At 70.4% G+C, this 13,172-nt stretch carries 14 protein-coding genes; 5 read left to right on the plus strand and 9 right to left on the minus strand.

Annotated features, from left to right (window positions below):
- The first annotated feature begins 113 nt into the window (after positions 1-113).
- Positions 114-1,361, plus strand: a complete 1,248-nt coding sequence (locus WA670_RS26555) for an ROK family transcriptional regulator (protein ID WP_336159204.1) — start codon at positions 114-116, stop codon at positions 1,359-1,361.
- 103 nt (positions 1,362-1,464) lie between these two features.
- Positions 1,465-2,739: an MFS transporter gene (locus tag WA670_RS26560; RefSeq protein WP_336159205.1), complete on the plus strand. Its 1,275-nt coding sequence runs from the start codon at positions 1,465-1,467 to the stop codon at positions 2,737-2,739.
- A 31-nt stretch (positions 2,740-2,770) separates the two neighbouring features.
- Here the strand turns inward: WA670_RS26560 and WA670_RS26565 are convergent, their stop codons facing one another.
- Positions 2,771-3,043 carry a hypothetical protein gene (locus WA670_RS26565; protein WP_238607684.1) on the minus strand — a complete coding sequence of 91 codons (273 nt, stop codon included), beginning with the start codon at positions 3,041-3,043 and terminating at the stop codon, positions 2,771-2,773.
- 54 nt (positions 3,044-3,097) lie between these two features.
- Here WA670_RS26565 and WA670_RS26570 point away from each other — a divergent pair, with 54 nt between their 5' ends.
- Positions 3,098-3,865 (plus strand): MerR family transcriptional regulator, encoded by a 768-nt coding sequence (locus WA670_RS26570; protein ID WP_336159206.1) that lies wholly within the window; start codon positions 3,098-3,100, stop codon positions 3,863-3,865.
- Here the strand turns inward: WA670_RS26570 and WA670_RS26575 are convergent.
- The gene (locus WA670_RS26575) at positions 3,804-4,397 is read right to left on the minus strand and encodes an NIPSNAP family protein (protein ID WP_336159207.1); all 594 of its coding nucleotides are present in this window, start codon (positions 4,395-4,397) and stop codon (positions 3,804-3,806) included. The genes WA670_RS26570 and WA670_RS26575 overlap by 62 nt on opposite strands.
- Before the next feature lie 84 nt (positions 4,398-4,481).
- Between WA670_RS26575 and WA670_RS26580 the strand changes: the two genes are divergently transcribed.
- Positions 4,482-5,435 carry a helix-turn-helix domain-containing protein gene (locus WA670_RS26580; protein WP_037809603.1) on the plus strand — a complete coding sequence of 318 codons (954 nt, stop codon included), beginning with the start codon at positions 4,482-4,484 and terminating at the stop codon, positions 5,433-5,435.
- Here WA670_RS26580 and WA670_RS26585 read toward each other — a convergent pair.
- Positions 5,380-6,699: an MFS transporter gene (locus WA670_RS26585; protein WP_037809602.1), complete on the minus strand. Its 1,320-nt coding sequence runs from the start codon at positions 6,697-6,699 to the stop codon at positions 5,380-5,382. The two genes, WA670_RS26580 and WA670_RS26585, sit on opposite strands and share 56 nt — an antisense overlap.
- Positions 6,700-6,794: 95 nt before the next feature.
- Between WA670_RS26585 and WA670_RS26590 the strand changes: the two genes are divergently transcribed.
- Positions 6,795-7,748: an AsnC family transcriptional regulator gene (locus WA670_RS26590; RefSeq protein WP_037810069.1), complete on the plus strand. Its 954-nt coding sequence runs from the start codon at positions 6,795-6,797 to the stop codon at positions 7,746-7,748.
- Here WA670_RS26590 and eccD read toward each other — a convergent pair.
- Genes eccD through WA670_RS26620 form a run of 6 tightly spaced genes read right to left on the minus strand, consistent with a single transcriptional unit; the run spans position 7,738 to position 13,130 of the window.
- Positions 7,738-9,114 carry a type VII secretion integral membrane protein EccD gene (gene eccD / locus WA670_RS26595; protein ID WP_037809600.1) on the minus strand — a complete coding sequence of 459 codons (1,377 nt, stop codon included), beginning with the start codon at positions 9,112-9,114 and terminating at the stop codon, positions 7,738-7,740. The two genes, WA670_RS26590 and eccD, sit on opposite strands and share 11 nt — an antisense overlap.
- Entirely contained in the window at positions 9,111-9,434 is a 324-nt protein-coding gene (locus tag WA670_RS26600) for a YbaB/EbfC family nucleoid-associated protein (protein ID WP_037809598.1), read from the minus strand. Before WA670_RS26600 ends, eccD begins: the two co-directional genes overlap by 4 nt.
- Complete coding sequence (locus WA670_RS26605; RefSeq protein WP_336159208.1) at positions 9,427-9,918, minus strand: hypothetical protein; 492 nt, start codon at positions 9,916-9,918, stop codon at positions 9,427-9,429. Before WA670_RS26605 ends, WA670_RS26600 begins: the two co-directional genes overlap by 8 nt.
- Before the next feature lie 5 nt (positions 9,919-9,923).
- A complete protein-coding gene (locus WA670_RS26610; protein WP_037809594.1) occupies positions 9,924-11,270 on the minus strand; it encodes a WXG100 family type VII secretion target in 1,347 nt (448 codons plus the stop codon).
- A gap of 3 nt (positions 11,271-11,273) precedes the next feature.
- Entirely contained in the window at positions 11,274-12,323 is a 1,050-nt protein-coding gene (locus tag WA670_RS26615) for a WXG100 family type VII secretion target (RefSeq protein ID WP_037809592.1), read from the minus strand.
- A 27-nt stretch (positions 12,324-12,350) separates the two neighbouring features.
- On the minus strand, positions 12,351-13,130 hold the full coding sequence (locus WA670_RS26620; protein WP_037809590.1) for a WXG100 family type VII secretion target: 780 nt from the start codon (positions 13,128-13,130) through the stop codon (positions 12,351-12,353).
- Between the last annotated feature and the right edge of the window lie 42 nt (positions 13,131-13,172).

Here is a 13,172-nt window from a genome sequence, read left to right on the forward strand (position 1 = left end):
ACGCCCTGCTCCGTCGTGGCCCCACGCTAAGCCGCCGCTTTATGTCGGATCAAGTCAAAAATAAGGGCACTTTCAGTCAAAAAGAACGGCATTAATGGTCTAACATCCAGGCTATGACCGACTGGACCCCCGTCCGGCTCTCCTCCCCGCCCGCCCCGGAAAACGACGCCGCCGACCGGGCACACAGCCAGCTGCTGCGGCTGATCGCGTCCGGTTCGGCGGACACGCGCGCGGCGCTCGTGCGCTCGACCGGCATGTCGCGGTCCACGCTGAACGGGCACCTGGACGCGCTGCTGCGCTCCCGCGTCCTGGTCGAATCGGGCACCTCGGCGCACGCCGGCCGCGGTCGTCCGGCGCACCGGCTCCGGCTCGCCGCGCGGGCGGGAGTGGTGCTGGCGGCGGACCTCGGCGCGCACAGCACCCGGGTCGCCGTCGCCGACACGGCGCAGACGATCCTCGCCGAGCAGCAGTTCCCGCTCGCACTGGAGCAGGGTCCCGAAGCCGCGCTGGACGCGTTGACCGACCGGCTGCGCGAACTGCTCCGCGAGGCCGAGGTCGAGCCCGGCGAGGTCACCGCGCTCGCCATGGGGCTGCCCGGCCCGGTCGACGCGCGGACCGGTTCCCCGGTGCGTCCGCCGATCATGCCCGGCTGGGACCGGTACCCGGTCGGACAGGTGATGGGCGAGCGGCTTTCCTGCGCCGTGCTCGTGGACAACGACGTGAACCTGATGGCGCTCGGCGAGGCACGGGCCCGGCCCGCCGAGGCGAATCCGTTGCTGTTCCTCAAGATCGGCACTGGGATCGGCGGCGGCCTCGTGCTCGCGGACGGGCGCATCCACCGCGGCTCCGACGGCGCGGCCGGCGACATCGGGCACGTGCGCGTCCCCGGCGACGACCAGACCGTCTGCCAATGCGGCAACGTCGGCTGCGTCGAGGCCGTGGCCTCCGCCGGAGCCGTGCTGCGCATCGTCCAGGCCGAACTGCCCGCGCTTCAGTCCATTGAGGACCTCGCCCGCGCCCTCCGCGACGGGGAGCCGACCGTGGTGCGCCACGTCCGCACCGCGGCCGAAACGATCGGCGAGGTGGTCGCGATGCTGGTGCACTTCTACAACCCGCGCACGATCGCGCTCGGCGGCCTGATCACCGCGGCGGGCGACGACGTGCTGGCCGGGATCCGCAGCGTCGTCTACCGCCGCGCGCTGCCGCTGGCCACCCGGAACCTGGTGCTGACGCACAGCGAACTCGGCAGGCACGCGGGCGTCGCGGGCGGGATCGTCTCGGCGGTGGAGCACACCCTTTCGCCGTCCGGGATCCGGGCGCTGAAGGAATCCGTACTTGACAGGGTGCCCGGCGCGAGGTGAACATCCTTGCTGTCTCACGCCCGAGAACGTCGGAACCGCCACCGCGGGTGGCGTCTGCGTCGCCCCGGCGACCCGCGGAACCGATCCTCTCTCGGAGAAAGCCATGACGCACACGGTCAGTGCGGACCGGTCCGTTCGCACGGCAGGCCCGAAATTCGTCGTCGCCTACATCGCGGCACTGCTCGGCTGCTACTTCGCCCTCATCACCCCGGCGTCGGTCACCGTCGCCCTCCGGCTCCAGCAGATCGACCCCGAGCACAAGGTCGGCGCCCTCGCGCTCGCGCTCGGCCTCGGCGCGCTGCTCGCCGTCGTCGCCAACCCGCTCTTCGGCCATCTGTCCGACCGCACCACGTCCCGGTTCGGCATGCGCAAACCCTGGCTGATCGCCGGGATCTTCGGCGGCACCGGCGGGCTGCTCGTGGTCGCGTTCGCCACCACGACGGCCATGGTCGTGGTCGGCTGGTGCCTGACCCAGATCCTGTTCAACGCCGCGCTCGCCGCGATGGTCGCCCTGCTGCCCGACCAGATCCCGGCGGAGCGGCGCGGCGTGGTGAGCGCGCTGATGGGCGTCTGCTTCCCGGTTTCGATGATCGGCGGCAGCTACGTCGCGCAGGCCGTGACCGGGCTGCCGCCGTTCTGGATGTTCCTGCTCCCCGCGATCGCCGCGCCGATCACCGTCGTCATCCTGTGCGCCGTCCTGCGGGACCGCCGCCTCGACCCGGCGGAGCGGACCCCGTTCGGCATCCGCGACCTCGGCCGGATGTTCTCGTTCCGGCCCCGGCACAACCCGCCGTTCGCGTGGGCCTGCCTGATGGTTTTCCTGCTGTCCATCGGCTTCTCCACCTTCACCACCTACCTGGTCTACTACCTGTCCGACGTGCTGGGCGTGGGCAGCGGCGAGGTCGCGCACGCCGCGTTCGTCGTGAACCTGATCGCCTTCGGCATCGCTCTGCCCGCGAGCCTGGCCGGCGGCTGGATCACCGACCGGTTCGGCCGCCGCGGGCTGATGATGCTCTCGTCAGCGGTGCTGCTGGCGCTCGCGCTGGCGGTGCTGATCGTGGCGAAGAGCGTCCCGATGCTCTACGTCAGCGCCGCGATCGCCGGAGTCGGGCTGGGCGGGTACTTCTGCGGCCATTTCGCGGTCCCGGCTGCGCTCCTCTCGGGGGACGGCGAGGCGGCGCGCGAGATGGGGGTGGTGAACATCGCGCTCACGCTGCCGAGTTCGCTGGTTCCGGTTTACGGGCCCGCGCTGCTGTCGTTCGGGTCGAGCACGAGCACGAATTACCCGCTGCTGTTCGGGTCGGGTGTGGTCGCTTGCCTGCTGGCGATTCCGGTGATGCGGAAGATCCGCGGGCTCAACCGGCCGCCTGTGGGGTGACGGGAGGTTCGTGAGGGGAACCCTGACGGAATCAGATTCCGTCAGGGTTCCCCTCACGACCTGGGGAAAGCAGGCGCTCCAGTTCGGTTTCGGCCTCGCTGCTTCCGGCGTCCGAAAGCCGTTGCAGTTCCCGCAGATCACGGTTCGCCACCGCCCGGCGGGTCAGCAAGCGTCCGGCGTGTTCATTGCCCTCGTCGAGCGGCTCGGCCAGGTCGCCGCGGCGGTCGGCGAGATCGGCGAGACGGTCCAGTGCGGTTTCGTTCCCCTCGTCAGCGAGGGCGCGCAGGGTGTCGTAATCGTGCATGCCGCCAGCTTCCAACCTTGCCCCTGGGACAAGGTCAAGCGCGATACTGGAGCCATGCTCACCATCGGCCAGCTCGCGCGCCACGCCGGGGTTTCGGCCAAGGCGGTCCGCGTCTACCACGCGAAAGGGCTCCTGCCCGAGCCCGCGCGCGACGCCTCCGGATACCGCCGCTACGACGCGCAGGCGGTCATCGACCTGGCCCGCATCGTCACGCTCGCCCAGGCCGGGGTCCCGTTGGCGCGCATCCCGGAGGTGCTGAACGCCGACGAGGACGCCCTCGACCGGATCGACGCCGAGTTGCGGGATCGCATCCGGCAGCTCGAACAACGCCGCGCCCGGTTGCGGGACCTCGATCGGCCCGACCGGCTCTGTCTGCCGCCCGAAGCCATCGCGTTCATGGACCGGCTGAAGCGAGTAGGACTGTCTGCGCGGCACGAGAACGCCATCCGCGACGGCTGGATCCTTGCCTGCGCGCTCGCCCCGGACGTCGCCCACGCCATTCTCCCCAGCCGCACCGCGTTGCTGGACGATCCGGAATACGTCGCCGTTCTCCGCGCGTACGACGAGGCGATCGAGTGGAGTCCCGACGATCCGCGGCTCGAAGCGATCGCCGACGCGGCCACCACGCTCGGCCGGCGGATGACGTTGCCGTCTGACCTGCCGGACTTCCGGAAGGTGCCCCGCCAGGTCGTCGAGCTTCTCGCCACGCATCTCGACAGCCCCGCCTGGCAGCGCATCGACCAGCTCGTCGCCCAGCGGATCAGCGAAGCGAAGAACGCGCCGTCGGAGCCAAGCGAAGCCGCTGCACCTCGGCACCGATAACCAGCTGGGACTCGAACGCCCGCAACGACGCGAGATCCGGGAAAACCCAGACCCCGACGCGGACGTTCTCCCCTTCGCGCACCGGCAGCGCACGGAAGGTGTTCTCCGCGGGCTCGGTGACGAAGGAGGCAAGAGGCGCAACGAAATCAGCACCAGGCGGGCCGATCAGGATCAGGATTCGCGAGGGCGGTTCGACGGCATCGACGGGCCGGGACATCGGCGGGAAGTCGGTTTCGGGGCGGAGCAGCAGGACGTTGTCGCTGTCGAGCATGGTGGAGTTCGCGGCGGCGCGGTGTTTCCGCCAGGCCTCGCCTTCGAGGTAGAACGCGGTCAGCGCGGCGTGCCGGGCGGCCATGTCCGGGAAGGAACGGAACCACACGAACCGGTCCGGGTCGTCCTCGTCGCGGAATTGGCCGACGACGGTGCAGCCCGCGGCCTCCTGCGGTTCCACCAGCGCACGGTCGAACAGGTCGATCAGGACGTCCCGGTGCCCGGGCCGGAGGGTGTACTGGCGGAGTTCCACGACGGTCACGCCAGCGAATCTGCCACCCCGTCGCGGCGCGAGCGAGTGGCAGGACTGACTGCTTCCGCAAAATTCCTGCCGTATCCTCGCAGCATGCGAACCGTCGCGGTCGCGCTGGTCGACGACATGCCGTTGTTCGAGCTGGCCATCGCCGCCGAGGTGTTCGGGCCGTCCCGGACCGACCTCGCCGACCCCTGGTACGAGCTGCGGTTCTGCGCGGAGAAGCCGGAAACCCGCACCGAGTTCGGCTTCCGGCAGCACGCCAGTCACGGTCTCGAGACGCTCAAAGACGCCGATACCGTGCTGGTTCCCGCCTTGCCGTACGCGTGTGTCCAAACTGGACAACCGATCCCGGCGCACCTGGTCGACGCCATCCAGGAGGCAGCGGCCCATGGCGCCCGGATCGTTTCGCTGTGCACCGGCGCGTTCGCGCTCGCGGCGGCGGGGCTGCTGGACGGTCGGCGAGCGGCGACGCATTGGATGTACGCCGCCACGCTCGCCATGCTGCATCCGCGGGTCCAGGTGGACGCGTCGGTGCTCTACCTGGACGACGGGCAGGTGCTCACCAGCGCCGGACGCAGCGCGGGCATCGACCTCTGCCTGCACGTCGTGCGCAGCGACCTCGGCGCGCACGTCGCCAATGAGGTCGCCCGCCGGATGGTGCTGCCCGCGCATCGCGGCGGCGGACAAGCGCAGTACGTCTCCGCGACGGTCCCGGACACCGACGACGCCGGGCTCGGGCCGGTGCTGCACTGGGCGACGCGCCACCTCGACCAGCCGCTGACTGTCGAGCAGCTGGCCCGCCGAGCCGGGGTCAGCCCGCGCACGTTCGTCCGCCGGTTCCACGAGGCCACCGGGACGACGCCGTTGCAATGGCTGCTCGACCAGCGCGTCCTGCGCGCCCGCAGCCTGCTGGAATCCACCGATCTGCCGGTCGGCCTGATCGGCGAACGCAGCGGCCTCGGTTCGGCGGCCAACCTCCGCCGCCATTTCACACTCCGGCTGGGGACGGCTCCGACGGAATATCGGCGCGCGTTCCGCGGATGAGCCCGAGCGCGGTCACTCCGGCCGCGACGGTCAGGACGACCGCTGTCCAGCACGCGACCGTCACGCCGGCGTCGAGGAAAACCGTCGTCAGCATGGCGACTCCGACGGTTCCGCCTAGTTGCTGCACCGCGTTCAACAGCCCGGCCGCCGAACCTGTCTCCGAGGGACGGACGAGGGCGAGCGCCGCGGTGAAGAACGGCACGGTGAACAATCCGGTTCCCGTTCCCGCGATCACCAGCGAGAGCAGCAAGGGCCAGCCCAGCGCGATACCCGTGATCCCCGCGGCCAGGAAAACCACGCCGGCAAAGAGAATCCGGGTGCCGAAGCGCGGGACGAGCCAGCGTCCGGCCACAAAGGACGATACCGCCAGCCCGCACGACCACGGCAGCAACGAGAGACCGGCGGTCCGGGCGTCGGCGTGCTGGGTCAGTTGCAGGAACAGGACGACAACCTGGGTCAAGCCGGTCATCACGGCGAAGAACAGCACTGACGTCGTCAATCCGGCCGGGAAACCGAGGCCGCGAAAAAGGCTGCGCTCGATCAGGCCGCCGCGAAACCGTTGCTGCAGAGTGAAAACCACGAGCACCGCCACTCCGGCGGCAACGAGATAACCGTTCCACTGCGTGAGCAGCGGATAGACGACGAGCCCGGCTCCCAGCACGACCAAACCGGTCCCGAGCAGGTCGAGCCGCGGCCGGGAGGCGGACCGGTCTTCGGTCAGCAATCCGGACGCGGCGAGCACGGCGACTCCTAGCGGGACGTTCACCAGGAACACCGACCGCCACGACCAGGCGTCGGTCAGCAGTCCGCCGAGGACCGGACCGCTCACCGCGGCCAGCCCCATCACCGGGCCGATCATGCCGAGTGCGCGTGCCCGGGCCGCGCCGTCGAACAGGACGCGGATGAGGCCGATCGTCTGCGGGATCACCAAGGCGGCCGAAGCTCCTTGCAGGGCCCGGAAAACGAGCAGGAACCCGGGTGTGGTCGCGGCCGCGCACAAGGCCGAGGAGAGCACGAAACCGGCCACGCCGAGCTGGAAGGTGCGGCGTCGGCCGATGATGTCGCCGAGGCGTCCGCCGGTGATCAGCAGGAGCGCGAAGGGCAGCGTGTACCCGGCGGTGTAGAAGGAGATCGTGCTGGGCGCGCCGCCGAGTTCGGCGTGCACCGCGGGCGCGGCGACCTGGACGATGGTGGTGTCGAGGAGGTTCATCGCCTCCGCGACGAGCAGGACCGCCAGCGCGGCCCAGCGACGTGAATCGTTCATGCCGCCAGCCTGGACAGCGGCAAGACAGGATTCCAGCCACCGGCTCAAAGGAACAGAAATCTTCCAATCAGGACCGTCTGGTGCAGAATCAAGCCATGCTCGACGACCTAGACCACGCCCTGGTCCACGCACTCCAGGTCGACGGCCGCGCCCCGTTCGCGCGGATCGGCACCGTCCTGGGCGTCTCGACGCAGACCGTCGCACGCCGCTACCGACGGCTGCGCGCTGAAGCCGGACTGCGCGTCGTCGGGCTCGCCGTACCGCATCGCGCCGGACAGACGCAGTGGCTCGTGCGGCTCACCGTCGTCCCGGCAGTCGCGCAACGGGTCGCCGACGCGCTGGTCCGGCGCACCGACACGACTTGGGTCAAGCTCGCCGGAGGCGGTACGGAAATCTGCGTCATCGTCCACACCGCCAACGGGTCCGCCCCGGAGCACGGCCTGCTGCTCCACGACATCCCGCGCACGACCGGCATCACCGCCGTGTCCGCGCACCAGTTGCTGCACCTGTACCACGGCGGGCCGACCGCCTGGCAAGGCCGCGCCGAGGTTCTCACCGACGCCCAACGTCGCCAACTGGAACCCGAAACCCGCGCCACGGCCGCCGAAGCGACCGCCGCCGACGAGCCCTTGCTCACCGCGTTGCAGCGAGACGGCCGCCTAGGCCAGACCGAGCTGGCGACCGTCACCGGCTGGTCCGCCGCAACCGTCGCCCGCCGAATCGCCGACCTGCGCGCGGCGGAAACCCTCTATTTCGACGTAGAAATCGACGCCCGGCTCTTCGGCGCGACCACGCAGGCGCTGCTGTGGATGGCCGTAGCCCCCGCCGACCTCGACGCCGTCGCTACCGAACTAGCCACCCACCGCGAACTAGCCGTCGTCGCCGCGACCACCGGGCCGACGAACCTCCTTGCGCACGCCCTCTGCGCCGATCCCCCAGCCCTGCACCGCTACCTCACCCACCAACTCGGCGCACTCCCCGGCATCCGCTCCTGCGAAACCGCACCAGTCCTGCGCACCCTCAAAGCCGCCAGCCCACTCACCCGCTGACCGCCTCGTACACCCCAGCGATCAACGCCACGAACGGCACCAACGACAACAACACCAGGAACTCGGAAATATCCAGCAACCGCGACCAGTACGGCGACCGCACCCCGCGCGCGACCCGCGTCGCGTAGAAGAGGGACACCACCGCGGCCAGCACCAGCGCCAGTCCGGCTGCGAGGAGCGCGATCCGCTGGTTTTCCGCGATCAGCCAGAAACCCGCGGTCAGCAATGCGGCAAGACCAAAACCCACCAGCACCAGCCGTTGCGTGCGTCCCGCGTACGCGCGCGAACGCTGGATCCACGCCGTCCCGACCAACGCCGCCAGCCCGGCTTCCCACGGTCCGCCGGTGGTGAGCACGATCGACGAACCGATCACCACCAGCCCGAGCGCCACCAGCAGGCTGGTGAGCAACGCCTGCGCGTACGTCGTCCGCCCGGCCATTTCCGCGCCGAGCGACGGCTGTTCGTTGGCGCGGAAGGATTCCATGTCGTCCGGCACGCGCGGAAGCGGCATCCGGCCCAGCCGCAGCGCGAGCATCGGCGCGACAGCCGCCAACGCGGTCGCCAGCACGGCCGCGACAGCCGCGGCGGCAACCGGCTTCGCGCCGGTCAGCAACACCACGCCGGTCGCGATCGCGCCGATCCCGGCCGAACCGACCACCGCGACGAAGAACGGCAGCCGGTCCGCCACTGAAACCGCGGCCAACACCCCGTAAACAGTCACCGCCGCGAGCCCCGCGGCAAGCGGTCCGGCGGAGAGCGAGAACATCGAATGCGGTGGCAGCAAAGACATTCCGGACAGGAACGCCACTCCGACCCCGGCCAGCGCACCGGCCGCACCCGCGCCCGAATCGCCGTATGCGCGGCTCAGCGCGCCGCCGCCAAGCAGCAGCACGACCGCGAGCAGCCCGGTGCCGATCGGCGCGAGCACGCTGCCCGCCAGCGACGCCTGGATCAGCAGCCCGCCCGCGAACAACAGCAGTGCGGCCGCCGTGATCCCGGACCGCCGCGCGACCTTCGGCCCCCACGCCGTCGACGCGGATTCGCCGACGCTCGCGATCGAGTCGACCACGTCGTCGAACAACAGCGGGCCGCGCGGACGTTCGCGCGGGGTCAGGTGCAGCACCTCGCCGTCTCGCACCTGCGCGGCGGCCACGGTGAGCCCGAGCGCGAGCGGCGCGCCGCCGAGCCGCGACAGCACCCAGCCCGGATGCTCGGCCGACGCCTGCCCGGCCGCCCCGGCGAGCCGGACCAGCTGCGGCACCAGTTCGGCGAACGTGCTCTGCTGCGGCAGCGCGACGTCCACCCTGGCGCGCGGGGTGACGATCGTGACGCGCCGGGTCGACCCGGCGACGGCCGGCGCGCTCACTGCTGGGACCTGGACGCCTCGATCACCGGGGCGAACTTCGCGCTGCTCGCCTCGGCGAGTTTCTGCAGGCCGGCGTTCACCGCTTCGAGGACGATCTCCGACAGCGTGCGCGCGTCGTACTCGCGGATCGCGCGCTGGTCGATGTCGACGGAGGTGAACCGGCCGTCGCCGCGCAGCGTCACGGTCACCTCGTTCTGCCGCGACGCGGCCTTGACCTCCATCGCCTCGACCGTGCGCTGGATCCGCTGGACCTCTTCGGTCTGCTTGCGGACCTGCGCGAGCAGCTCGTCCATGTCCGGCACGGCATACGGTTCAGTCACCGTCGTTCTCCTTCTCCTGCGGGGTTTCGCGGCGGACGTGCACGCTGGCGACGAACTTCCGGAAGTCGGGGACGAGCGTGCGCGCATCCTGCGGATCGGCCGTGCAGACCAGTTCCAGCACGACCCGTCCGGCCGGACCGGGCACGGTCAGGAACACCTGGATCTGCACCAGATCCTGGCCTTCTCCGGTGCGCATCCGCAAGGTCTGGGTGCAGCCGGGCGCGACCGCGCTGCCGACCTCTTGGCGGTCGAGGACGTCGAGCAGCGCCATCGTCCGGCCGAGCCGTTCGACCGCCTCGTCGGCGATGTCCTTCATCGGCAGGGAATCCTGGCGCTGCTGGATGCCGAGCGTGATGTTCGGGGTGAACTCCGCCCGCGGATTCGGGTGCACGGCAACGAAAACGAGACCGGGTGCGATCGGCGGCACCGGCGTCCAGCCCTCCGGGACGTCGAAGCCCAGCGGGAGCGTCACCAGATCCGCCATGGCGCTCACCACGAACCCACATACTGCACGGCGTCGTCCCAAGCCCCGCCGAGCGCGTCCGCCGCCTGACCGGCTGCGTCGCCGACCGCGTCGACCGCCGCGCCGCCGTATTCGCTGACCGCCGCGCCGACCTTCGGCAGGTCGATGTCGATCTTCGCACCGACTCCGGCCCCGAGCCCCAACGCGGCACCGGCCTTGAAGTTCATCTTGAGATGCCCGTTGTCATATACGAACTGGCCGTCGAGCTGCGCGCCGATTCCATATTGGACACTCCCGCTCGCGCCGACGCCGACCCCCGCGACATCCGCCGCGACCTGACCCTCCAGCTTGCCGCCCGCGAAAGCGTTGGCGTGCACGCCAAGCCCGTGTACGCCGAGTTGCGCGGAACCGCTTACCTCGCCGCCTGCGAAAGCCGAACCGCGAGCGCTGCCGTGCGCGACGCCGTAGCTTCCGCTGGTCCCGATGTCCTCCCGGAACCCCAGCTCGGCGTGGCCGGACGCCTTCGCGTCCCAGCCTTGCGAGGAGATTTTCCCGTCGTACTCCGGAATGAAGCCGTCCTGCTCGTGCGCCGTCTTGAGGTAAGTGATCTCGGTGGCGCGGGCGATCGCGCTCTTCTGCTTCGGCTGCCCGAACGGCGTGTCCGCCTTCTTCGGCGCGCGGGTGCCTTCGAGCCCGTTCCAGGTCAGCTTCTTCCAGCCGGAATTGCCGAACCACGACGGCACCGAACGCGGCCGCTTCCGTCCGTCCAGCGTGTCGCCATTCACCCACGACAGCGGGCCGTAGACGCGTTTGCCCAGCTTGCCGGGCTTGCTCATCGGCCCGGCCCACGGCGCGGGGAACAACTCCGCCAACGCGTCCGACAGTTCGTCGGCGACCTGCCCGGCCGCCGCGACCGCCTGCTCGCCCAAATCCCTTGCCGCGGCGATAAAAGCGCCCACCGCGTTCGGATCCGCCGACCGGGCTTGGTTGATCAGTTGCGCGCCGTACTGATCGAACTGCGCGGCGACGGAGTCAACACCAGAACGCGCCCACCGCAACAGCTGTCCGGCCATCGACAACCGCTTGCTTTGGTCGGCCAGCTTCGTGCCGTCTTCGGTCAACGCGTGCGCGACGTCGGCCGCCGCTGTCGCGTACGCGGTGTACGCGGCACCGTCCCAGTCAGCGTGCAATGCCGTGGCAGCGTCCGCGATTTCGGTGGCTTTGCCGGTGATCGTGGACGCGTTGGTGCCACAGCGGTTCGCCGCCGCTTCGAGCGCCGCCGGGTCGCCCGTGACCCGGCGCTGGTATTCGACCAGCACCTGCCGGTAGTTCGACAGCACCGAGCTGACGACTCCGGACGCGTCCACGGCCACCGGCTACGCGCCCTTCGCGTCGATGTCGACGTGCTGCTGGAAGTGTTTGCCCTGGTAGGTGACGTCGACATCGATGTCCACGTCCTGCCCGGCCGGGGCCTCGACGGTCGACTGCCCGGTGTTCAGGTCGGTGTGGATCACGACCTCGTGCGCACCGGTCGACTGACCCGGCACCGAAGGCACCGAAGGCGCGGGGGACGGTGCCGGAGCCGGGTGGTCCACCGGAATCCAGCTGTTCCCCGCATTGGCCCCCACACCCGCACCGCCCCCAGAAGGCCAGCCACCAGAACCGCCGCCAGTCGGCCAGCCGCCGTTGGCCAACGCGGGCGGCGTGTAGTTCGTGAACGACGGGTTCCCGCCGGGCACTCCCCCGCCGCTGCCGCCGATGGCCGCCTGCCCGGACGCGCTCGCGACCGGCGCGGGCATCTGCGGCGCGGTGACCGGCGTGCCGGAGACCGCCGCATTGCCCGCGGCACCGCTCGCGTCGGAAGAACCGTGGTGGAACAGCTTTTCGAGGTCGCCGATGATCGTCGCGACCTGGGTGATCTGGTTCGCGAGGTCGCCCGCGCCGAGGGCCTTCAGCAACCCGCCGACCGCGGTGATGAATCCGCGCAGCGTCGCGCTGGTAGCGGTGGAAAGCGCGACCGCGGCCCCGTAAGTCCACCAGTTCGACATGAGCGACGCGACGGTCGGGTTCACCGCCGCGACCACCGACCGGTACGCCTCCTGCGCCGTCTTCACCAGCGTGCCGGAAACGCCGAGCAGTTCAGCGCCCTTCTCGATCACGGTGATGATCTTCGTGAGCTGGTCGAGCGAGTGGGAGATCTTCTGCAGCGCTGATTCCGACGCCCCGCCGGACCAGACCTTGCCGAGCTGGTCGGCGGCCTTGCTGAGCTCGGTGTAGAGCGAGGTCAGCTCAGCGGCCTTGTGCAGCAGGTCGAGGACGTGCTTCGCGATCTGCTCCGGCTGGCCGGTGACGATCTGCGGCAGCACGGTGATCGGGCCCCCGCCGGAAGCGGTGGCGTCCATCGCGCTGGAGTTCGGGAAGAGCATCGGACCTCACTTGGTCGGGGTTCGGGGTCAGACGGAGGCGGGCCGGTACACGCTGACCTTGGCCAGTCCGCCGAGGCCCGGATCGACAGGGCCGTGGTTGTAGAGAGCGCCGCCGTCCCCGGCGACGCCGATCACCGGATGCTGGTCGGCGAGCAGAAGCGGTTCCACCACGACGACATCGCCGCTGTGCACGCCGCCGGGCACGTCGCCGAAGGTGCGCGCGGTGCCCGAGTAGACCTCGATCAGGCCGACGCGCGCCTGGTTGTCGGCGTCGCCGGCGAGCCAGTCGTTGAAGTCCGCGACGCCGTGGAACCGGGCGTCGGTGAGCGGATGCTCGGCGAGCCTGCCGAGGTCGGCGTCGCCGAGGTACCGCAGGACGTTGCCGACCGACGACGGTTCGCCGTGCGCACCGGCGCTGTCGGTGATCGCCGCCTCGGCCAGGTGTGCGGCGTGCGGTGTTCCCCAGATTGACGTCAACGACGGCGACGAGGACTGCGCGTGGCCGCCGCCGTAGCCGTCGGATACTGCTTCGTCGGCGCTTTGGTAAGCGTCCGCGCTGTGCTTGACCAGGCCGTTGATCTCCTGCAGCAATTGCAGCAGCGAGCGCACCGCGGTCACCTGCTGCGAGTGCAGCGCCTCGTTCGCCGCCGCGACGACGCTGCCGAAACTGGCGAACGTCGTCGGCTGCAGGACGAGTTTTTCCAGGTCCGCGACGGCGTTGATGCCGTGGGCGATGACGGCGCCCACGTTGCCGACGGTGGAGCGCATGGCCTCCGGCTCGGCCCGGTACTCGCCGGTCGTGCCCATGGCGCTCCCTCCCGCTCTCCCGCGATCGACGCACCGGTGCGG

Origin of the sequence: Amycolatopsis sp. VC5-11 (assembly GCF_037034185.1) — a bacterium.
Classification (GTDB): domain Bacteria; phylum Actinomycetota; class Actinomycetes; order Mycobacteriales; family Pseudonocardiaceae; genus Amycolatopsis; species Amycolatopsis nivea.